The organism is Gilliamella sp. B3172 (assembly GCF_026536465.1).
In the GTDB taxonomy this organism is placed as follows: domain Bacteria; phylum Pseudomonadota; class Gammaproteobacteria; order Enterobacterales; family Orbaceae; genus Gilliamella.
On record NZ_JAFNOA010000004.1, the window covers coordinates 100,013 to 121,898 of the forward strand.

The following is a 21,886-nucleotide window of genomic DNA, read 5'->3' on the forward strand; positions in this document are numbered from 1 at the left end:
GTGACTTATTTATCGTTTTTCGATCCTTTTCGTATGTTTAAATCGAATAACACAATGAAAACAAATTAAGAATTATATGAATAATGAAATAATTAACGCACTACAACGACGAGAAAAAATTATTCACCTCCTCGGTAAAAAAAACACAGTAACAGTTAACAAACTCAGTAAATTATTTAACGTTTCAACTGTCACCATTCGCAATGACCTGCGTTACTTAGAGCAAAAAGGTTGTGTATTACGCTCCTACGGTGGCGCAATGCTAAACAAAACTTTTGCTTTCGATCGCCCTTTATTGGATAAAAGTCGCATTAATTCAACCATTAAAAACAAAATCGCTCAAAAAGCGGCAGCAATGGTGCACGACGGCGATCGAATTATCCTCGACTCAGGCTCAACGACAGCGGCGATGGTGCCCTATTTACGCCAAAAACAAAATCTTATTGTCTTTACTAATGCCATTAATATTGCCTACGACTTATCAACTAATACCGATATTGAAGTAATTATTGCCGGCGGCAATATTCGCAAAAATGCTTACTCCATTTCGGGACCTACCGTTGAACAGCAATTAAAAATGTACCACTTCAATAAACTCTTTTTAGGTGTTGACGGATTTGATTTAAGCGCCGGCATTACCACACCTAATTTTGGTGAAGCATCGGTTAACCGTGTCATGTGTCAGGTTTCGGGGCAAATTATCGCTGTCACCGACTCAAGCAAATTTGGTCGTAAAAGCTTTTGTATGATTGAAAAGATTAACCCAATTGAAACACTGGTCACTGACTCAAAAATCCCCAAAGAATACTTAACGCAATTACATACTTTAGGCATTAATGTTGTTATTGCAGATATATAAACAGCCTCTTTTTTAACCAGATAAACACTTAATAAATAGGATAAAGAACATGCAAAAATATTTAGATTACTCATTAGATTGGCTCACAAAACATGGCGCAGAAAATACCGCTAAAGAGATTTGCCAACAACCCCAAATTTGGCGGGACTTATTAGAAATCATTACCCAACAACACGAGCAGTTAAACGCATTTTTACAGCCATTACTTGCCGATCCCGATCTGGAAATCATTCTAACAGGTGCCGGCTCCTCTGCTTTTGGTGGCGTTGCGCTGGCACCTTGGTTAAGAGAGCATACAAAGCGTAATGTCCGTGCATATGGCACAACTGAAATTGTTGCTGATCCTTTGCAATATTTATCACCGAATAAAAAAACATTAGTGGTATCTTTTGCCCGCTCCGGTAACAGTCCGGAAAGTATCGCAACGGTAAAATTAGCCGATCAATTAGTATCAGATTGCTATCACCTATTTTTAACCTGTAATCCAACCTGCGCACTAACCGATTACGCGCATGAAAAAAACGACCCTAAACGTATATTGCAATTTATTATGCCTGAAGGATCACATGATTTAGGTTTTGCCATGACGTCAAGTATCAGCAGCATGATGTTAGCCACGTTATTACTACTTGGCGATATTGACCATGACGATGCTTGTAAGACAGTTACAACCATTGCCAACATCTGTGAAGATAAAATTTTAACCTGGCAACCGATTACCAAACAACTTGCACAACAACCACATGAGCGAGTGATTTATGTTGGCAGTAGTTGCTTTACCGGTGTAGCACAAGAATCAGCTTTAAAGATTTTAGAATTAACCGCCGGCAAAATAGCCAGCCGCTTTGATTCAATACTAGGGTTACGCCATGGTCCTAAATTTATGGTTGATTCGAGCAGTTTAGTGGTCTGCTTTTTCTCTAACGATCCTTACATTCGTCAATATGATAACGATTTATTCAATGAGCTAGTACATGACAAGATTGCTATGGATGTGATAGCCCTCAGTGGTCAACCTAGTTCAGACAAACAGATGCAGGTAATCGATTGCCCATTGGCGGATTGTTGGTTGATGTTCCCGTATCTGCTTTTTGCACAAATGTTAGCCTTTGAAAAATCACTAAAGTTTGAATTAACCCCAGATAATCCTTGCCCAACAGGCGAAGTAAATCGGGTTGTAAAAGGCGTACATATTTATCCGTTTAATCAAAAATAAGCAATTTAATCGGTTTAACAAATCAACAAAAGGATATAAAAACATATGAGCACACCTAATATTCTTATGACACGTATTGATAATCGTTTAGTGCATGGTCAAGTTGGTGTGACTTGGGTCAATGCGCTAGGCGCTAATCTACTACTAGTTGCCAATGACAGCGCAGCGCAAGATCCGGTTCAACAAAGCCTAATGGATATGGTTATCTCACAAGGAATCCAAACCCGATATTTCACCTTACAAAAAACAATCGACATTATTGGCAAAGCCGCAGAACGGCAAAAAATATTTATTGTTTGTAAAACCCCGCAAGACGTATTAACACTGGTTCAAGGTGGAGTACCTATCAAATTTGTCAATGTCGGCAATATGCACTTTTCGGAGGGAAAAAAGCAAATTCACAAAACGGTATCAGTTGATGACGATGATATCGCCGCTTTTAAAGCGCTGACGCAACTAGGCGTCACCTGCGAAATTCGTCGTGTACCTGATGAAACAGGCGAAAACATTACTGATTTACTTAATCTAACTTAAGACAGGGAGCAAACTATGTTATTCGATGCATTGTTAATTGGATTACTCGCCGGTATTGCAGGTGTCGACCTATTTGACGGACTCACTCACTTACACAGACCAATCGTGATTGGTCCATTAGTTGGTCTGATATTAGGCGATATCCAAACCGGCTTATATGTTGGGGGATCACTCGAACTGGTATGGATGGGAATGGTACCTTTAGCAGGCGCTCAACCGCCCAATGTGGTAATCGGTGGCGTGATTGGTACCACTTTTGCCATTTTAACTGATGCCGATCCTAAAGTTGCCATTGGTATTGCCGTACCATTTGCCATTGCGGTACAAGGTTGTATCACCATTTTATTTACTATCTATTCGCCGATGATGCATAAATGTGATCGCTTTGTCGATAAACTCAATTTCAAAGGAATTGAATGGGTTAACTACTTAGGCATGATTATTCTATTTTGTTTCTATTTTATTGTGGCATTTTTGCCGATCTATTTCGGCGCCGATGCGGCAACCGCATTAGTTGAAAAATCCCCTAAATGGCTACTCGACGGCTTAAGCGTTGCTGGCGGAATGATGCCTGCGATCGGTTTTGCCATGTTAATGAAAATAATGATGAAAAAAACATATGTTGCCTACTTTATTCTCGGCTTTTTAGGTGTGACATATCTTAACTTACCGATTTTGGCTATTGCCTTAGGCGCTTTAGCCATTGCCATGATTGATTTTTATAATGGTAGCCGAAATAACAATGACAATACCCCGTCAGAAAACACAAATGCAATGGAGGTGGAAGATGGAATTTAACCATGATGAAGATAAAAAAATGGCCGAAAAAGCAGAAAAACGTATGGCACAAGCATTAGCAACAAGTAAAGGCACGTCCGATACTTACATCGATCAAAGTCAGGATGTGATATTAACTAAAGGTGATATCAACCGTATGGCGTTTCGATCACTGGCACTTCAGGCCTCTTTTAACTACGAACGTATGCAAGCAGGGGGCTGGCTTTATACTATCTTACCGGCGCTGCGCAAAATCCATAAAAATAAAGATGATTTAAAAAACGCTATGCACATGCATATGGAGTTTATTAATGTTCACCCTTTCGATGCCACTTTTTTATCCGGCTTAGTGCTGGCAATGGAACGAGGTAAAGAAAACATTTCAACCATACGAGCGGTAAAAGTTGCCTTAATGGGGCCATTAGGCGGTATTGGTGATGCTCTGTTTTGGTTAACATTACTGCCGATATGTGCCGGCATTGGTGCGTCGTTGGCCTTAGAGGGCAGTTTGTTTGGACCCATCATTTTTCTATTAATGTTCAATATCGTCCATTTTGGTTTACGTTTTGGTCTTGCACATTATGGCTATCATGCAGGTACCAGCGCATTGCCTTTATTAAAAACCCATACCAAACGCATTTCACATGCTGCTTCAATTGTTGGTATGACGGTAATTGGCGCATTAGTGGCGTCGTATGTACATCTCACCACACCGTTAGAAATTAACGCCGGTCAAGCCCATATTGCACTGCAAGCTGAAGTGTTAGATAAATTGATGCCAAATCTATTACCACTAGGCTTTACGCTAGCGGTTTACAGCTTGATGAAGCGTAACTTTTCGCCCGTCAAATTAATTGGTTTAACCGTGATTATCGGGGTGGTAGGTAAATTAGTGGGCTTTTTATAAGGGGGGATAAATGATAGGTGTAATTTTAACAGGTCACGGTAGCTTTGCTACCGGACTTTATCAAGCGGCTTGCCAAATTATTGGTGAACAACCACAATTTATTGCCGTCAATTTTCCCGACGGTATGAGTAGCGAACAGTTAGAACAACAATTAAATAGCGCGTTAACACTTTGTGATAGTGGCGAAGGTGTGATATTTTTAACAGATATTGTTGGTGGCTCGCCATTTAGGCTGGCAGCAACGATAAGTTATCAATATAATAATATTGAAGTTGTCAGTGGTATTAATATGCCACTATTACTTGAAGTATTACTTCGGCGTGATGAGCTGGATTTACCCACACTCCGCCACCATACCATTGAAAACGGTAAAAATACGGTCACCAGCTTATGGCATGAACATCAAAAAAAATCGCTAACAAATAAGGAGCGTACGGATGGAATTTAAACAAATCCATGCTAAGCAAGTGTTTACACCTGTTGGTTGGCTTGATAATGCTATCGTTGACATCAAAGATGGCAAAATTATCGATATCAAGCCAAGTGACACGCCCTGTCCCAATCAATTCAAACTTATGCCGGCACTGATTGATACCCATATTCATGGCGTAATGGGTGCCGATACAATGGACGCCACTCATCAATCACTTAATACCATTAGCTCATTTTTAGCCAGCCACGGCGTCGGTGCATTTTTGGCGACAACAGTGACAGAAAGCCATGAAAAGATTGAAGCGGCGTTAGTTCAAGTCAAAGAGAGTATTAAACAGGGAGTCGCTGGCGCCACCATACTAGGTTCTTATTTAGAAGGTCCTTTCTTTAATGCCGTTCATAAAGGCGCACATCCGGAAGAACTTTTACAAGCCCCCGACCGTGAACTTATTGAAAAGTGGCTTAAGTTAGCTGACGGCACACTAAAATGTATTGCGCTGGCGCCGGAATACCCAAGCGCCTTACCGATTATTAAATGGTTATGTAGTCAAAATATCCGAGTCATGATTGGTCACACTAATGCCGATTATGAAACAACTAAAGCGGCACTTTTAGCCGGTGCCAGTGGTGTTGTACATTGCTATAACGGCATGTCCGCTTTGCATCACCGTAATCCGGGTGTGGTCGGTGCGGCACTGAGCATTGATAATTGCCAAACCGAAATCATTGTTGACGGTCATCATGTGCATCCGGCAGCGGTTAGCATTGCACATAAGTGCTGCGGCCACAATCTGCTATTAATTACCGACGCCATGCGAGCAACCGGAATGCCAAACGGCGATTACTATTTAGGTCAATTACCCGTGCACATGGAAAACGATGTAGTGCGAACTCAAGACGGTAGTTTAGCTGGCAGTACCTTAACGCTCGATCGGGCGGTGAATAATCTTGCCAACTTTACCCGTATTACCTTTGAGCAAGCTTGGCTCCATGGTAGCCATTATCCGGCAAAAGCATTAGGCATTGATAATCAGTTAGGTACTATTGCGGTCAATAAAGTGGCTAATTTAGTCCTGCTTAATGAACAAAATCAAGTTACTGCAACCATGGTAAATGGCAATTTTGTCTATCAAACCGAGCAATTTAAAAGCCAATATCAATGACCAAACCCGATGCACAGCAAAGCTTAAATAAAAGGAATTAAACGTATTGATTAATGGTCAGCAGTTATGAACCTCATCAATTACAACATGTTATACCAGTCAAAGGAGAGCATATGAAAAAAATACGATTAAAAGGCGTGTTAGCTTTAACGTGTATTTTATCTTTTTCAACTCAAGCATTAGAAACACTGAATCATTACACGTTGGAACAAGTGGTCGTTTTTAGCCGTCATGGTTTACGAGCCCCCTTAGCCAGTCCCAATAGCACTTTGGGCAAAGTCACCCCTAATCAGTGGCCACAGTGGGATACCCCGGCAAGTTACCTCACCACTCGTGGTGGGGTGTTAGAGAGCTATTTTGGTCATTATTTTAGTCAATGGTTAGCCGATAATAAGTTATTAGATCCAAAAGATTGCCCTGACCAAAACGATGTATATATCTATACCAATAGCTTACAACGCACTATCGCAACCGGACAATATTTTGCGGTTGGTGCCTTTCCTGGCTGCACCGTGCCTGTTGTGCATAAAGAAACCTTAGGCACAATGGATCCGCTATTTTTCCCGGTGATTAGCGATGATAGCGCTGAATTTAAACAATCGGCGATTAATGCCATTAATAACATTGCCGACAGTGACGGTGTGAAAGGTTTAAATAACAAATTGGCTCATGCCTATCAAGACATGTCAGATATTCTAAATTATTCACAATCGCAAAATTGCCTTACCGATAAACAGTGTGATTTTTCGACTTTACCCACTAAGCTCATCATTGAAAAAGGAAAAGAGCCGGGTATCACCGGACCATTACGCACAGGCACATCGATTGCTGATGCGTTTATTCTACAATACTATGAAGGCGCCCCTTTGCAAGATGTTGCATGGGGTAAAATAAAAAGTAATCAACAATTTGAACAGTTGGTTGCCATAAAAGAAAATTACAACACGGTACTATTTGGTTCACCGGTTGTCGCTAAGCAAGTTGCCACAAAGTTAGTGAAGTACATCAATCAGTCGTTTAGCGAAAATGAAAATAAACCAAAATTCACTTTACTTGTAGGCCATGATTCTAATGTCGCCTCACTATTTTCAACCATAAAAATTAAACCTTATCAGCTTGCCGATCAGTTTGAAACAACGCCTATCGGTGGCAAGGTTGTCTTTCAGAAATGGCGTAACAATCAAACTGGTGAAGCGATGATGAAAATTGAATATTTTTATCAATCCACCGATCAAATTCGTCATTTAACCGAATTAAACCGACAAAACCCACCACATAAGGTGACGTTGGAAATGGAGAATTGCCCAATTAACACGCTGGGCTTTTGTGCTTTTTCAACCTTTAAACAAGCGATGAGTAAGGCAACGCAATAACCTTTAACGAGTTGAAAGTATGCATAAATTTAGCTAAATTTTGTATACTTTCAATCTTTCGTATACTTTCAATCTAAAGACGGTTAAATCAATTGCGCTTGTGTGGAGCAAAAGCAGGTAACACCGCCGGGGATTATCTTATTAGCAAAACGTTTTTTTATTAATAATGAATTGATCGCTACCTATGATTTTTTCAACAATCAGATCATTAAAGTTATCGATATTTAGCTGGGCATGATGATTAATCAAATTAGACGTATTAACACCAATCACCTGACAATTAGCCTTATTTGCTGACTCAATGCCCGCAGCGGAATCTTCAAAAACAATACACGAACTGGCAGCTAAACCTAATAGTTTTGCGCCTTGCAAATAGCCGTCCGGCGCTGGTTTGGTGTTAACCACCATTTCGCCGGTGATAAATACCGCCGGTTTGGTAACCTGTAGCAAACTAAATCTTGCTTCAGCCACAATTTTAGTGCCGGAAGTAACAATCCCCCAAGGGATATTCATTGATGATAATAGCTGCAGAAAATCGCTTGCGCCCGGTATTTCATCAATCCCTTGTACATCATTTGACTCTAATTGCTCCATCCAATGATATTCTTGCTCAATCAAACTAGCGGGCTGATCAGGTAAAAACAGCTTAATATTATCGATAGCTTTACGCCCATGAATGGTTGTTAATACCTGAGTGGCATCTAAATGATGCCGCTGAGCAAATTTCAACCAGCAGCGTTCAACTGCCGGTAGAGAGTTCACCAAAGTTCCATCTAAATCAAACAAAATACCTTTAGCTTTCATATTATAATTTACCTGCACTTCCACAAATACGGATTTTATCTTCCACAATTTTCGCCATTGCCAGTTTAGCTGGTTGCATGTAGTGCCTTGGGTCGTTAGCATCCGGTTGCGCTTGAAAGTATTGTTTCAACGCATCTGAAAAAGCAATTTTTAATTCAGTTGCCACATTCACTTTACAGATACCTAATGAAATCGATTTTTTCACCATTGCTTCAGGTATTCCCGAAGCGCCATGCAACACCAATGGAATCGCAACTTTATCGCGTATTTTGGCTAATCGATCAAAATCCAATTTAGGCTCACCTTTATACATACCATGAGCCGATCCAATTGCCACCGCTAAAGAATCGATGCCTGTTCGCTCGACATATTCCCTTGCCGCATCCGGATCGGTAAAGGCACTGTCTTTATCATCCACGATAAGATCGTCTTCTTGCCCGCCCAGACGCCCTAATTCAGCTTCAACACTGGCATTAAATTTATGACTAAATTCGACCATTTTACGCACAATGTCAATATTTTCTTCAAAGGGATGATGTGAAGCATCGATCATAATTGAGCGAATGCCGCCGGCAATTTTGGCTTGGATATCATCGACATCTTCATGGTGATCAAGATGCAAAGCAAACGGGAAATGCTTAATTTGGGCTGCTGTTTTACAAATATTGATTAAATACTCTGTGCCGGCATAACGATAAGTGCCGGGGGTGGCGGCTAATATAACCGGCGACTGCAACTGTTTTGCGGTATCAATCACAACTTGAATTGTTTCAAGGTTATGAATATTAAATGCCGGAACAGCATAATTTTCACGTTGCGCTTTTTTTAACATCTCTTGACTTGAAATAAGATACATAATAACTCCTGAATTAATCTTGATATTTAATAAATTTGGTTAACAATAACTTGTTGAAAATAATCATCATAATTGTGCATATTCACAAACCCGGTTTGCGATTCCATGGCATTTAACATGCCCATTGTCATCGCCCGTTTGAGCATGGTTTCTATCGATTCGTTTTCATGGATACTTACCGCAAGTCCCGCTAACGTTACATCGCCAGATCCAACCGGATTGACAACATTAATTTTAGGGATTGAAACTTGATAATATTGCTGATGACAACGCGCAAAAGCACCATTTTTACCCAGTGAAATAATGATGTAAGGGATTGCATTTAGCAGTGGATGATCAACCGCCTTAATCAATGAAGCCGTATCATTTACATCAATATCCATTTGAATTATTTGTTGTAATTCATCTTTATTCGGCTTAATTAAGTAAGGTTTATGTTCAGACACCAGCGTAGCTAATAACATCTTGCCGGAGGAATCTAGCAAAATAGGAATGCCCTTTTTATTGGCGATTTGAATTAATGTGGCATAAAAATCAACCGGAAAACCTTGTGGCAGCGATCCGGAAATGGTCATCACTTTGGCTTTGTCCATTAACGTTTGATAGTGCGCTAAAAAGGCTTCCACCTCTTTTTGTCCGAGTGTTGGCCCGGATTCGAGAATTTCGGTTTGATTGCCTTCATGTAGTATTGCAATACAATTTCGTGATTCATGCTTGGTAACATAAAAATGGTAGTGGATATTGTCACTATCTAACTGTTTTTGTATATATTCTCCTGTTGTACCACCAACAATACCGGAAGCTAACACCTCGATGCCGGAAAACTTCACACCTCGTGTGACATTTAGCCCTTTACCACCGGCGGTTTTTTTAACATTTGTAACACGATTAATGTCATTAATATGGAGTGTATTAAGTGGATAAGAGATATCCACAGAAGGATTCATGGTAATTGTTAATATCATATTCTCGCCTACATATTGATTGCAAAATCATATCGTTGGGAGAAATAACAAGCTTAAACAATTAAATTAGTTTAATAATATTAATCAACAAAATAGCCAACAACAATCCATTGTCATTATTACGTTAACTATATAAAATCAACTATTTAGCTAAAAAATCTTTTAAGCTTTATTCAAAAAGATACACAATCACCAGTCAGAATTTAAACAGCTATAAAATCAATGCCTTTTTCTTCAAATTGTTGTTTATAACTGTTATCGACATCAGTATCGGTAATAATGGTACTTAGTTTATTAAGTGGTAATACGATATTAATGCCATTTCGTCCAAATTTTGATGAATCTAAAACTGCAATAACCTGCCTTGCCGCATTAGCCATCACACTACTGATAGTGTAGCCTTCGTTAAACGTTGTTATTCCTCTTTTTGCATCTATTCCATCTGCACCAACAAACAAAATATCAGCAGAAATGCCGTCTAACGATTGCTCAGCAATTTTTCCATGAAAAGAACGAGTCTTATGCCTCAGCGTACCACCACACATAAATAACATAATGTCACTGTTGTCCGACAAAATAAATGCAGAAGTAAGGCTGTTGGTAATGACAGTGATATGCTTGAGTTTTACTAACTCTTCAGCTATCAACATTGTAGTACTACCACTATCTAAAATAATGGTATCACCCTCTTTGACATGTTTAACTGCTTCAATTGCAATACGTTTTTTAGCCTCTATAAAACGCTGATAACGTTCTTCTAATTGCAATTCTTTAAATGATTTTAAATCGCCTTTACTCATGATTTTGGTTGCCCCGCCATGGAATCGAGTCAAAACACCTTGTTTTTCCAGCAAACGAAGATCTGTTCTGATTGTCACTTCCGAAACATCATATTGTCCTGATAAATCACTAACCAAAACAGTTCCTTTCGCATTAATAAGTTCGACTATTTGTTGACGTCTTTCACTTGCATTCATAATATTTCCTTTTTCGAAAATTCTTCAGCAGTGTATAACAAACAAAATCAAAAGATAAGCGCTCATTTTTAATAGCTGATCTAAATCAGATAATTAAATGCAATTTAATAAAATTTTACCGTTCATTGGATGACCGTTTAATGCACTAACTTGTTGAGTAAATTCATTAAAATCACCCACCCCTGCAATTAGCTCATCTAACCTGATTTTACCGTCAACAAAAAACTGACTAACGAGTTGCCACTCTTTGCCAGGCCATGGTGCAGAGTAATTCATCCAGCTACCTAAAATCTCAAGCTCTTTGCGTAAAATCATTCCGAACGTTTTTTCTGAAAGGGTCACATCATGATGCAATGTGCCAATCAAACCGACTTTGGCTCTAGCGCCAGCTATTTCAATGGCTAAGCTTACTGTCGCTGGTGTGCCGGCGGTTTCTAATACCACCTGATCAAATCGATGTGGCATCAGTGCTTCATAGATCGCCGAAGCTGTCATATTTTTTGAGTGATAAACCGCATCAGCACCTAGTTTTTTAGCCAGATCTAAGCGCTCTTGATTAATATCTAATACCGCAACAAATTTAGCGCCCATCGCTTTGGCACACTGCATAGCAAGCAAACCAATGGTACCGCCGCCAACAATCACTACATTTTTATTTTGACAACCGTCAGCCAATAATAGTGCATGCATCCCAACAGTCATTGGCTCAAAAAATGCCCCTTCAATAGGGCTAACACTTTTCGGTAACTTAAAGGCATTTTTCTTATTTATGACGATATACTGTGCCAATCCGCCGGTAATTCTTGAACCAACGAAGGTGTAGTGTTTACAAAGTGAATAGTAATGTTTTTGACACTCATCACATTTAAAACAAGGCAATAAAGGTACACAAGAGATCAGATCACCAATCTCAAACTCTGTCACATCGCTGCCCATTTCGACAACCGTGCCACTAAATTCATGACCAAGTGTGATTGGGTAAAAATGTGCACCATGATGAAAAATACGTGGAATATCAGAACCGCATAACCCACAATACGCCACTTTCACCAGAATTTGATCTGGTGAAGTGATTTTGGGCATCTCAATATCTTCTACAGATAAAGTCCCCTCATCATTAACAACGACTGCTTTCATATTATTTTCCTATGTTAATAATTAAATAGGTTGCTGTTTTAACGTTCACTGGTTTGACAGTGAACGTTGCTAATTGGATTTTAAAAATTACTATTTTTATGATTTGTTCGCGCCATTAGCACTTTCTACCTGTTGCTGTTTTAATAACAATTTGTATTTTTGCGCGCGTTGCCAGGTCAAAAATAGGCAAAACAGGTAAAAGAGACCAATGCAGGCAAACCCGATCGGTTGTTTTAAATTAACCAGTTGAACTAAGATATAGGTAATTGGCGAACCACCTTGATCCATTGCGCCAACCGAGATGCCATTACCGGCAGTAATGGTACCGGCATTGACGGCAAGCTGAGTGGTTAATGGCACCATTTGCGTGGCAATCCATAAGGTAATAGCAATAATGATTGAACCGGAAATAATAATCCTAAACAGATTGCCTTGATGAATCGCCACACCCATTGCGATAAAAAAGCCGATAGTTGCTAAGTCACCAAAAGGAAGCACTTCATTACCGGGCAGCACAATGGCAATAAAAATACTTAATGGGATAAAAATTAAGCTGGCAGAAACAACGGTTGAATGACCCAATAATAGTGCCGGATCTAAGCCGATAAGGAAGTTTTGCCCACCAAATTTTGATTGCAGATGTTTACGCGCTTGTTTAGATATTGGGGTTAAACCGTCCATAATAGGTTTAATCACTCTTGGCATTAATAGCATGACCGCTGCGGTTTGAATCGCAAGTTGTAAAGTCTGTTTCACCCCATAACCGGCTAATACGCCTAATAAAATACCCATAAATAAACCAACTGTGACGGGCTCACCAAATGCGCCAAATCTTTTTTGCATATCGACCGCATTGAAATTAATCTTTCTAATGCCGGGTATTTTTTCAATCACCGTATCGACAAATACCGCTATCGGTCCACAATAAGCCGACGTACCATGTGGCACAGCAATGCCGTCAAGCTCAAAAAAATCTTTGGTATCTTTAGCAAACCAATCCCCCAATTTATAAGCGATAATTGCATGTACAATCACGCCAGCAATACCTAGCCAGTAAGAGCCGGTTGCAATATAAACCAGCGCCCCGCTGAAGGTCATATGCCAAATGTTCCAAATATCAACATTAACAACACGGGTTAATCTTAAAAGTAACATGGCAATGTTTACTGCAATGGCAATGGGAATGGCAACTAGCGCAATTTGCGATGCCCACGTCATAGGGGCAGCACCAGGCCAACCAACATCGACAACATTCAAACTGATATCAAATCTTTCTGCCATAGCTTGAGCTGCCGGCCCAACTGAGCTGGTTAATAAGCCAACCACCAAACCAATACCGACAAAGCCAATCCCAATATGAATCCCAGCTTTTAATGCATCACCAATTTTCATTCTTAGCGAAAGTGAAAACAGAATAATCACAATGGGTAGCATTACAGACGGTCCCAAATCTAAGATGTACTGCATAATTTCAGTAAACATAGGTTCATCCTTTTAAAATAGACAATATTTTTGCTTTTAACTGCTCAATTCCAACGCCAGACACAAAAGGCATACCATGCACAATCGGAATATCGCCAAATGTTTGATCCATTTTTGCCGTCGTACAGATCAGGTCGACATCATCAATAAAGGTATTAATTTCATTAATACGACACTGCACTAAATCGAGCTCAATATTATTTTCATTACATAGCTCTTTTATCTCTTCTGCTGCTAAAGTTGACGTCGCAACAGCGCCACCACATGCAACAATAATCTTTTTTTTCATAATGCCTCCTAAACAACTTATTGATTAAATATCACTTCATTAAAACGTTCAGCCACTTCTTCTTGCGAGCGATTTAATAAAAAGTGATAAAATTCTTTATCTTGTAAATGGGTAAAAAGTGCTTTTAACAGTGATAGTTGATCAGCCGGTGAAGTCACTACCAATGAAATAATCAATGAAACATCAACGGTGCCATCGTCATCTGCACGTTGAAATGAAACCGGAGATTGGGTGCGAAGAATAAAAATCGCAGGACTGTTAGCATGCTCAGCTTCACAATGTGGAATCGCCACTGCATAGCCATCGAGCAAAATACCGGTTGGATATAATGCTTCCCGATCAAGTAAAGCTTTCAAATGGCTCTGTTTGACAATCCCTTTTTCTTGTAACTGTTGACTTAAATAAGTCAGTAAGGCTAACTCATTGTCAAATTTAAGATTGTCTTCGAAAAGAAGCTGACATTTATTCATATTTACTCTCCATTTTTTATCTTTTTGATATTACGTTTTAGGTTATTACTTTCGAAAACAAAAACAATATCGAAAGATTAAATACTTTCGAAATAAAAAACAAATAGGATTTTATATTTTTGTGATCGAAATCTATTTTTTAAAATAAAGTTAAGATCCCAAATCGGGATAAAAACCTTTACCCAAAACAAAGTATGATCCAGATCACAAAATCAACTTTTTTGAATTGCAATAACGGATTAAAATGTCAAAATGTTACCCGTAACAACATGGGGCAAATTAAGGACAAGTAATGACGAAAAATAATAAACATGTTTTTGTTTTAATGGGGGTATCGGGTAGTGGTAAATCCGCAGTTGCCAAACAAGTAGCCTATAATCTTGACGCCGCTTTTTTAGACGGTGATTTTTTACATCCGAAAGCCAATATCTTAAAAATGCGCAGCGGTACGCCGTTAAATGATCAAGACCGTATGCCATGGCTTGAACTAATCAGTAATGCCGCCTTTGCGATGAGTAATGTTAATGATGTGTCGTTAATTATCTGTTCATCCTTGAAACGACAATATCGGGACATTATTCGTGGCGAAAATGAAAATGTTCATTTTATCTATCTAAAAGGCAGTTTTGATGTGATTGCTAAGCGACTTGCTGAGCGTAAAGGGCATTATCAAAAAGCCGGCATGTTGCAATCACAATTTGATACGCTCGAAGAGCCCGATCAAGATGAGAAAGATGTTTACACAGTCAATATCGAACAATCATTAGACGGGGTGGTTAACGATACTGAACAAGTGATTTGTTCAATTTGCCAAGGTCAGTAACATATAAAAATTAATAACAAGAATAAAGATAGTCCAAGAGGTTAATGTGAATCCTACCGTTGAAGCTGTAACACAACGTATTATTGAACGATCGAAAGCTTCTCGTGAAGCTTATTTGCAAAAAATTGAGCAGGCGATGCAACATAACGTAAACAGAGCCAAATTGCCATGTAGCAATCTGGCGCATGGTTTTGCCGCCTGCTGTGCGGATGAAAAAAACGATTTAAAAAATATTTTAAAAAGTAATATTGGTATTATTAGTGCCTATAACGATATGCTCTCAGCACATAAACCCTATGAGTTTTATCCGGAGCAAATACGTAAAGCACTGCACCAAGCCGGCGCAGTTGGGCAAATGGCTGGGGGTGTGCCGGCTATGTGTGATGGGGTAACGCAAGGCGAACCGGGCATGGAACTGTCTTTAATGAGTCGAGATGTGATTGCCATGTCGGTTGCTGTCGGGCTGTCACATAACATGTTTGACGGAGCATTGTATTTAGGGATCTGCGATAAAATCGTACCAGGTTTATTGGTTGGGGCTTTAACATTTGGTCACTTACCGGCAATTTTTATTCCAGCCGGACCGATGCCGTCAGGACTATCAAATAAAGAAAAAGTTCGCATTCGTCAGCTTTATTCGGAAGGGAAAGCATCGCGTGAAGATCTGTTAGAATCTGAGTCAGCCTCTTATCATACCAGTGGCACATGTACCTTTTATGGCACAGCCAATAGTAATCAAATGGTTATTGAGTTAATGGGATTACATTTGCCGGGGGCGGCATTTGTTCATCCTCAAATGGCATTAAGAACGGAGCTGACTAACGCCGCTGCTAAACAGATAACTCGCCTTACTCACCAATCCGGTCACTATCTGCCTGTTGGTAAAATGGTTGATGAAAAAGTGATTGTTAATGGCTTAGTTGCGCTATTAGCCACCGGTGGCTCGACCAATTTAACCATGCATATTGTCGCTATGGCAAAAGCGGCTGGGATTATGATTAATTGGGATGATATCTCCGATCTATCAACGGTCGTTCCATTACTTTGCCGTATCTATCCAAACGGGCCGGCCGATATCAATTATTTTCAAGCAGCGGGCGGCACGGCATTATTAGTTAGAGAGCTATTAGCTGGCGGTTTACTCCATGAAGATGTTGAAACAGTAGTCGGCCGTGGTCTTAGCCGGTATACCAAAGAGCCAATTTTAGAAAATGGCAAACTGGTATTTCGTGAAGGACTAACGCAATCATTAGATGAATCAGTGATTGCCTCCATTAAAAAACCGTTCCACTCGCATGGTGGCTTAAAAGTGCTGTCCGGTAATCTAGGACGAGCAATTATGAAAACGTCAGCGGTTGCCGCTGAGCATCAAATTATTGAAGCACCTGCGGTTATTTTTAACAGCCAATATGATTTAGATGCGCAGTATAAAGCCGGAAAGTTAAATAAAGATTGTGTCGTTGTAGTGCGCTTTCAAGGACCCAAAGCCATTGGTATGCCGGAACTGCACAAACTGATCACCCCGCTTGGTGTACTGCAAGATCGGGGTTATAAAGTGGCACTGGTCACCGACGGTCGATTATCCGGCGCTTCCGGTAAAGTCCCAGCAGCAATCCATGTAACGCCGGAAGCTTATGACGGTGGAATGTTAAGTAAAGTGCAACCGGGCGACAAGATTCGAGTCAATGGGCTAACCGGTGAGCTTACGCTACTGGTCGATGAAGCCGAGCTTGCTAAGCGGCAACCTGATCCATTTGATTTGCGTGATTCTCATCAAGGTTATGGGCGGGAGCTATTTACTGTTCTTCGTGAAAATTTAACCTCAGCTGAACAAGGCGCTGTTAGCTTTTAAAGCAATTATTCTGCCGCATAAAGCGGCAGAGTCTTTTTTTCAAGGTTGCGACTGAACATCACTAACAGCAATAATGGTTAATCAAAATTAGCGATAATAGAATCTTAAACGTTATTTTTTAATGAAATTATCGACCAATAAGTGCACCACATCCCCCATTTTACCACTCAATGAAGCTTTGACACTGTAAAGCGCCATACCCATAACTTGTGAGGCTTTGATCTCTGGTGGCATAACTAATTCATTGGCGCTGGTTTTAACATCTAATAGCGCCGGCCCTGGATGCGATAAGAATGATTGCACCGCCGCTTCTAATAAATCAGAACGATCAACACTAATCGAGAATAAGCCCATGGCAGCGGCCACTTTAGCAAAGTCGGGATTTTTCAAATCAGTATAGTGGTCAACCAGCCCTTCGGATTTTTGTTCCAGTTCAACAAAATTAAGGGAACCATTATTTAATACAATAACTTTAATCGGTAGATTTTCTTGAATGGTGGTTAACAGATCGCCCATTAACATACTAATCCCGCCGTCGCCGGATAAGGTGATAACTTGACGATTAGGAAACGCTTTTTGTACCCCTAAAGCCTGCGGCATCGCATTGGCCATGGTGCCATGTTTCAAGCTAATCACCGTGCGCCTTTTACCATTGGTATTAAAATGTCGGCTAGCCCAAACCATTGGCGATCCGACATCAGCGCATAGTACCGCATCATCAGAAGCATATTTATCAACTAATTCAGTTAAATATTGAGGATGTATGGTCGATTTTGACGCAATCGATTTTTTATTTAATTTCGCCATCGATTTTACATATAACTCACGGCATCTTTCTAAAAATGCCGCATCGTGTTTTTCATCGATTAAAGGCGTTAAGGCCGCTAACGTTGGTTGACTGCTACCAACCACCCCAATATTTACCGGATGACGGCGACCAAGATGTGTTGCATCAATATCAACTTGAATGAGTATTGCATTATCGGGATAAAATTGTGACCAGGCAAAATCAACCCCTATCATTAAAAGTACATCACACTCTTTAATCGCTGTTGCACCTGACTCAACGCCAAACATACCTGTCATACCGACATTATACGGGTTGTTATATTCGACAAAATCTTTCGCTCTTGAGGTATGTATAATCGGCGATTTTAATTTTTCTGCCAGCCCAATAAGCTCATCATGCGCTTCATGCACACCTTGTCCGGCGAAGATCGCAACTTTATCATGTTTGTTCAACACTTCCGCAATTTGCGCAAGCTCTCTATCTGACGGGCGAATAATCGGTTTAGGGTGGTAGATCTTATGCCCGCTGTTATCTTCCACTTTTTCTAAACTAATATTATACGGAATAACTAAAACAGCCACCCCACGTTGATTAATCGCCGCTTGAATGGCCGCAGTGGTGATTTGTCTTGCTTGAGTTGGATCACTAATTTCCTGACAAAATACCGAACAATTTTTATAAACCGCCTCAAAGTCAACTTCCTGCGGAAAATCGTTATTTTGCTGGGATGTGACCAGTTGGCTGGCTAATAAAATTACCGGCACTTTGTTACGCTGAGCTTCGTAAATGCCATTGATAAAATGTAAACTCCCCGGACCACATGAACCGGCACAGGCAGTGATTTGATCGGTTAAATAAGCCTCTGCCCCCGCCGCAAAAGCACCAACCTCTTCATGCCGAACATGTACCCACTGAATATCACTTTTTTTAATCGCATTAGTAATTTGGTTTAATGTATCACCCACAATACCATAGCAATTTTTAACCCCTGCTTCAGTAAGCACATCAACGATAATTTGGGCTACTGTTTTTTTTGATGACATATTGTCTCCTAAAGATGACTTATTAATGGGATGACTCAAATTGATTAAATTATACCCAACTTTAACCAAAGCAAATAGGAGAAATGAAAAAAAGCAAAAAATGTTAAAAATGTCATTATTTTGCTAATTAAAACATCATAAACTTTATTGAGGTATATTCCCTATTACAATAAATCAAGGTATTATGTCTAAAATCCATTCGACATTATAGAGCTACTTTTCGTGGAACATTTGTCATCCGGGCAAAATTTTTTAACATCTATCACTGCATTTTTGCCTAATTATATCATCGAATATTACCCATTAATCACTGTTTGTCTTTTGCTATTTATTGCCATTTTGATGTTTTCATTTAGTAAACTGAGAATGGATATAATTGCATTATTGACTATTGCCGCTATCACAACAACTGGTGTATTAACGCCTGCCGAAGCCTTATCCGGCTTTAGTGACCCCAATATTATTTTAATTGCATTACTGTTTGTTATTGGTGAAAGCCTTGTTCGAACGGGCATATCTTTTAAAATGAGCGAATATATTTTAAAAGTATCCGGTAAAAATGATATTCGGATTATTACCTTTATTATGCTGGGCGCTGCGTTACTTGGGTCAATAATGAGCTCAACAGGCGTTGTGGCGATTTTTATTCCGGTTGCAATTAGTATTGCCAATCATACCGGCATCCATGTTAAAAAATTAATGATGCCATTATGTATTGCCGCCTTAATTAGTGGCATGATGACGCTGGTAGCGACTGCACCTAATTTGGTGGTCAATAGTGAACTGAGCCGGGCAAATTTAACGGAATTTGGCTTTTTCTCAATCACCCCTATCGGTTTAGGTGTTTTAGTCGTCGGAGTGATTTACTGTTTATTGACCCGAAATTGGTTACTCACCTCAGAACAAGTGATCCCAACTAATACCCAACCACAAAGACGAAGAATTACCGATTTAATTCGAGATTACAAATTAATTGGCCGGGCACATCGGGCGCAAATATTAGCCGGCTCGCCTTTTGTTGGTCGCACAATTGACGGACTCCATTTGCGTAGTGAGCATGGGGTCAATGTGATTGGGGTTGAGCGTTGGCGAAAATTTCAAAAGGTCTTAATTCCGGTTAACGGATCGACCGAATTTCGCGAAAACGATATTTTATTACTCGATATGTCACACTCTGAAGCCGATTACCGAACATTTTTAAACACCAATAATCTTGAGCCTAAAGTTTTACGCGGTGAATACTTTTCCGAACAGGTTAAAGAGGTCGGCATGGCTGAAGTGGCACTGTTACCTGAATCATCACTGTGCGGCAAAACCCTTAACGAAATTGATTTTAGAGGAAAATATTTTCTCACCGTTATCGGTATTTGGCGCAACCATGCACCGGTTGAAACCAACAACTTATTTCAGGAACGCTTAGAAATGAGCGACACCTTATTGGTGTGTGGTGATTGGGGATCAATTCAAAAACTGCAAACTCGTACCAGCGATTTTGTTGTATTGGATTACCCTTCTGATATTGATGATGTTGCGCCAGCCAGTTCACAAGCTTATGCGGCTTTAATCAATCTGGCGATTATGATCATATTAATGGTGACCGGCATTGTGCCAAATGTGGTTGCTGCGCTAATTGCATGTTTATTAATGGGCGCAACTCGCTGTATTGATATGGCCAATGCCTATAAATCCATACACTGGCCAACACTGATTTTAATCATCGGTATGATGCCTTTTGCCGTCGCGTTAAATAAAACCGGTGGTATATCACTTATATCAGCATGGTTAGAGATTCACCTAAAATCGTTTGGCCCTTATATGGTGCTGACATTTATCTTCTTACTGTGTTCAACAGTCGGATTATTTATCTCCAACACAGCAACCGCCATTTTAATTGCGCCTATCGCCATTGATCTGGCTATAAAATTTGGTTACTCGCCTTATCCATTTGCCATGACAGTTGCGATAGCAACATCAGCATCATTTATTACACCGGTCTCCTCGCCAATCAAAACAATGGTTGTCGCCCCTGGTGGATACAGTTTTGGCGACTTTGTTAAAGTGGGCGTACCGTTAACTTTCTTAGTCATGGCGGTCAATATTGCTTTAGTACCGGTATTCTTCCCGTTTTAGTCTCATTGGGGATTTTGCTTAAAATCCCCCTGTTTGGGAACGGCTTAAGGCACATATCATCAACGAGCGCTGAAAGTTAAACCAATCTAACCAAGCTTTGGCGCCAGTTGGCTTTTATAAAATAAAAAAATCTTGTCAAGAAGTTTCAGAAAATATATACGTTTAAGTATAAAACTATAATCTTTTTTAAAAAGAGATAAGGATGCAATCTCATACCGAAAACTAACAAAGATAAATTCCGTTCAACGGCTTGATTAAAACAAGTAAAACTTAAATTAGCTTTTTATAAAGCCAGAAATTCTTGTCAAGAAGTTTCAGAAAATGTATACGTTTAAGTAAAAAATATAATCTTTAATTTTTATAAAGCGATAGGACGAAATCTCATACCAAAACTAACAAAGATCAGTCCCGTTAAACAGCTTAATTAAAACAGATAAGACTTAAATTGGCTTTTTACAAAGTCAGAAATTCTTGTCAAGAAGTTTCAGAAAATATATACGTTTAAGTAAAAAATATAATCTTTAATTTTAAAAAAGATAAGGATGCAATCTCATACCGAAAACTAACAAAGATAAATTCCGTTCAACGGCTTGACTAAAACAAGTAAGACTTAAATTAGCTTTTTATAAAGCCAGAAATTCTTGTCAAGAAGTTTCAGAAAATGTATACGTTTAAGTATAAAACTATAATCTTTGTTAAAGAAAGATAAGGATGCAATCTCATACCAAAAACCAACAAAGATCAATCCCGTTAAACGGCTTAATTAAAACAGACAAGACTTAAATTAGCTTTTTATAAAGCCAGAAAATTCTTGCCAAGAAGTTTCAGAAAATGCATACGTTTAAGTATAAAACTATAATCTTTGTTAAAGAAAGATAAGGACGAAATCTCATACCAAAAACCAACAAAGATAAATTCCGTTAAACGGCTTAATAAAAACAGATAAGACTTAAATTAGCTTTTTATAAAGCCAGAAAATTCTTGTCAAAAAGTTTCAGAAAATGTAT

At 39.5% G+C, this 21,886-nt stretch carries 20 protein-coding genes; 11 read left to right on the top strand and 9 right to left on the bottom strand.

The window, feature by feature from the left end:
* Positions 1–76 precede the first annotated feature (76 nt).
* The 8 genes from agaR to agp all read left to right on the top strand — a co-directional run bounded on the left by agaR (position 77) and on the right by agp (position 7,261).
* Positions 77–859, top strand: a complete 783-nt coding sequence (gene agaR, locus J3U37_RS06500; protein WP_220218668.1) for a transcriptional repressor AgaR — start codon at positions 77–79, stop codon at positions 857–859.
* A 49-nt stretch (positions 860–908) separates the two neighbouring features.
* Complete coding sequence (locus tag J3U37_RS06505; RefSeq protein WP_267373893.1) at positions 909–2,075, top strand: SIS domain-containing protein; 1,167 nt, start codon at positions 909–911, stop codon at positions 2,073–2,075.
* 45 nt (positions 2,076–2,120) lie between these two features.
* Complete coding sequence (agaV, locus tag J3U37_RS06510) at positions 2,121–2,609, top strand: PTS N-acetylgalactosamine transporter subunit IIB (RefSeq protein WP_267329619.1); 489 nt, start codon at positions 2,121–2,123, stop codon at positions 2,607–2,609.
* Positions 2,610–2,624: 15 nt separating this feature from the next.
* Positions 2,625–3,407, top strand: a complete 783-nt coding sequence (gene agaW / locus J3U37_RS06515; protein WP_220218665.1) for a PTS N-acetylgalactosamine transporter subunit IIC — start codon at positions 2,625–2,627, stop codon at positions 3,405–3,407.
* Complete coding sequence (locus J3U37_RS06520; RefSeq protein WP_220218664.1) at positions 3,397–4,293, top strand: PTS system mannose/fructose/sorbose family transporter subunit IID; 897 nt, start codon at positions 3,397–3,399, stop codon at positions 4,291–4,293. Before agaW ends, J3U37_RS06520 begins: the two co-directional genes overlap by 11 nt.
* Positions 4,294–4,303: 10 nt before the next feature.
* Positions 4,304–4,741 carry a PTS galactosamine/N-acetylgalactosamine transporter subunit IIA gene (gene agaF, locus J3U37_RS06525; RefSeq protein WP_220218663.1) on the top strand — a complete coding sequence of 146 codons (438 nt, stop codon included), beginning with the start codon at positions 4,304–4,306 and terminating at the stop codon, positions 4,739–4,741.
* Positions 4,731–5,888, top strand: a complete 1,158-nt coding sequence (gene nagA / locus J3U37_RS06530) for an N-acetylglucosamine-6-phosphate deacetylase (RefSeq protein ID WP_267373895.1) — start codon at positions 4,731–4,733, stop codon at positions 5,886–5,888. The genes agaF and nagA overlap by 11 nt, the downstream gene beginning before the upstream one ends.
* A gap of 113 nt (positions 5,889–6,001) precedes the next feature.
* Positions 6,002–7,261, top strand: a complete 1,260-nt coding sequence (agp, locus tag J3U37_RS06535; protein ID WP_267373897.1) for a bifunctional glucose-1-phosphatase/inositol phosphatase — start codon at positions 6,002–6,004, stop codon at positions 7,259–7,261.
* Between the two features lie 141 nt (positions 7,262–7,402).
* Here agp and J3U37_RS06540 read toward each other — a convergent pair whose 3' ends face one another.
* The 8 genes from J3U37_RS06540 to gatA form a co-directional block, all read right to left on the bottom strand.
* Complete coding sequence (locus J3U37_RS06540; RefSeq protein ID WP_267373900.1) at positions 7,403–8,065, bottom strand: HAD-IA family hydrolase; 663 nt, start codon at positions 8,063–8,065, stop codon at positions 7,403–7,405.
* Between the two features lies 1 nt (position 8,066).
* Positions 8,067–8,921, bottom strand: a complete 855-nt coding sequence (locus tag J3U37_RS06545) for a tagatose bisphosphate family class II aldolase (RefSeq protein ID WP_267373902.1) — start codon at positions 8,919–8,921, stop codon at positions 8,067–8,069.
* Positions 8,922–8,947: 26 nt separating this feature from the next.
* Positions 8,948–9,886, bottom strand: a complete 939-nt coding sequence (gene lacC, locus J3U37_RS06550; RefSeq protein WP_267373904.1) for a tagatose-6-phosphate kinase — start codon at positions 9,884–9,886, stop codon at positions 8,948–8,950.
* A gap of 203 nt (positions 9,887–10,089) precedes the next feature.
* Complete coding sequence (locus tag J3U37_RS06555) at positions 10,090–10,863, bottom strand: DeoR/GlpR family DNA-binding transcription regulator (protein WP_065734965.1); 774 nt, start codon at positions 10,861–10,863, stop codon at positions 10,090–10,092.
* Positions 10,864–10,956: 93 nt separating this feature from the next.
* Entirely contained in the window at positions 10,957–12,000 is a 1,044-nt protein-coding gene (locus J3U37_RS06560; RefSeq protein WP_267373907.1) for an alcohol dehydrogenase catalytic domain-containing protein, read from the bottom strand.
* A 96-nt stretch (positions 12,001–12,096) separates the two neighbouring features.
* Positions 12,097–13,482 carry a PTS galactitol transporter subunit IIC gene (locus J3U37_RS06565; protein WP_267373910.1) on the bottom strand — a complete coding sequence of 462 codons (1,386 nt, stop codon included), beginning with the start codon at positions 13,480–13,482 and terminating at the stop codon, positions 12,097–12,099.
* Between the two features lie 4 nt (positions 13,483–13,486).
* Positions 13,487–13,771, bottom strand: a complete 285-nt coding sequence (gene gatB, locus J3U37_RS06570; RefSeq protein ID WP_065734968.1) for a PTS galactitol transporter subunit IIB — start codon at positions 13,769–13,771, stop codon at positions 13,487–13,489.
* Positions 13,772–13,788: 17 nt separating this feature from the next.
* A complete protein-coding gene (gene gatA, locus J3U37_RS06575) occupies positions 13,789–14,241 on the bottom strand; it encodes a PTS galactitol transporter subunit IIA (RefSeq protein ID WP_267373912.1) in 453 nt (150 codons plus the stop codon).
* Between the two features lie 292 nt (positions 14,242–14,533).
* On the opposite strand from gatA, the gene gntK reads away from it, so the two are divergent.
* Together gntK and edd are read left to right on the top strand one after the other, a co-directional pair.
* Positions 14,534–15,064 (top strand): gluconokinase, encoded by a 531-nt coding sequence (gntK, locus tag J3U37_RS06580; protein ID WP_220218653.1) that lies wholly within the window; start codon positions 14,534–14,536, stop codon positions 15,062–15,064.
* A gap of 46 nt (positions 15,065–15,110) precedes the next feature.
* Entirely contained in the window at positions 15,111–16,916 is a 1,806-nt protein-coding gene (gene edd, locus J3U37_RS06585) for a phosphogluconate dehydratase (RefSeq protein WP_267373915.1), read from the top strand.
* Between the two features lie 111 nt (positions 16,917–17,027).
* Here edd and J3U37_RS06590 read toward each other — a convergent pair whose 3' ends face one another.
* On the bottom strand, positions 17,028–18,749 hold the full coding sequence (locus J3U37_RS06590; RefSeq protein WP_220218651.1) for a thiamine pyrophosphate-dependent enzyme: 1,722 nt from the start codon (positions 18,747–18,749) through the stop codon (positions 17,028–17,030).
* 288 nt (positions 18,750–19,037) lie between these two features.
* On the opposite strand from J3U37_RS06590, the gene J3U37_RS06595 reads away from it, so the two are divergent.
* Positions 19,038–20,879 (top strand): SLC13 family permease, encoded by a 1,842-nt coding sequence (locus J3U37_RS06595; RefSeq protein WP_416379992.1) that lies wholly within the window; start codon positions 19,038–19,040, stop codon positions 20,877–20,879.
* Positions 20,880–21,886: the final 1,007 nt, after the last annotated feature.

Coding starts and splice junctions, on each gene's coding strand:
- agaR (WP_220218668.1), top strand. CDS start 77: ATGAATAATGAAATAATTAACGCACTACAACGACGAGAAAAAATTATT.
- J3U37_RS06505 (WP_267373893.1), top strand. CDS start 909: ATGCAAAAATATTTAGATTACTCATTAGATTGGCTCACAAAACATGGC.
- agaV (WP_267329619.1), top strand. CDS start 2,121: ATGAGCACACCTAATATTCTTATGACACGTATTGATAATCGTTTAGTG.
- agaW (WP_220218665.1), top strand. CDS start 2,625: ATGTTATTCGATGCATTGTTAATTGGATTACTCGCCGGTATTGCAGGT.
- J3U37_RS06520 (WP_220218664.1), top strand. CDS start 3,397: ATGGAATTTAACCATGATGAAGATAAAAAAATGGCCGAAAAAGCAGAA.
- agaF (WP_220218663.1), top strand. CDS start 4,304: ATGATAGGTGTAATTTTAACAGGTCACGGTAGCTTTGCTACCGGACTT.
- nagA (WP_267373895.1), top strand. CDS start 4,731: ATGGAATTTAAACAAATCCATGCTAAGCAAGTGTTTACACCTGTTGGT.
- agp (WP_267373897.1), top strand. CDS start 6,002: ATGAAAAAAATACGATTAAAAGGCGTGTTAGCTTTAACGTGTATTTTA.
- J3U37_RS06540 (WP_267373900.1), bottom strand. CDS start 8,065: ATGAAAGCTAAAGGTATTTTGTTTGATTTAGATGGAACTTTGGTGAAC.
- J3U37_RS06545 (WP_267373902.1), bottom strand. CDS start 8,921: ATGTATCTTATTTCAAGTCAAGAGATGTTAAAAAAAGCGCAACGTGAA.
- lacC (WP_267373904.1), bottom strand. CDS start 9,886: ATGATATTAACAATTACCATGAATCCTTCTGTGGATATCTCTTATCCA.
- J3U37_RS06555 (WP_065734965.1), bottom strand. CDS start 10,863: ATGAATGCAAGTGAAAGACGTCAACAAATAGTCGAACTTATTAATGCG.
- J3U37_RS06560 (WP_267373907.1), bottom strand. CDS start 12,000: ATGAAAGCAGTCGTTGTTAATGATGAGGGGACTTTATCTGTAGAAGAT.
- J3U37_RS06565 (WP_267373910.1), bottom strand. CDS start 13,482: ATGTTTACTGAAATTATGCAGTACATCTTAGATTTGGGACCGTCTGTA.
- gatB (WP_065734968.1), bottom strand. CDS start 13,771: ATGAAAAAAAAGATTATTGTTGCATGTGGTGGCGCTGTTGCGACGTCA.
- gatA (WP_267373912.1), bottom strand. CDS start 14,241: ATGAATAAATGTCAGCTTCTTTTCGAAGACAATCTTAAATTTGACAAT.
- gntK (WP_220218653.1), top strand. CDS start 14,534: ATGACGAAAAATAATAAACATGTTTTTGTTTTAATGGGGGTATCGGGT.
- J3U37_RS06590 (WP_220218651.1), bottom strand. CDS start 18,749: ATGTCATCAAAAAAAACAGTAGCCCAAATTATCGTTGATGTGCTTACT.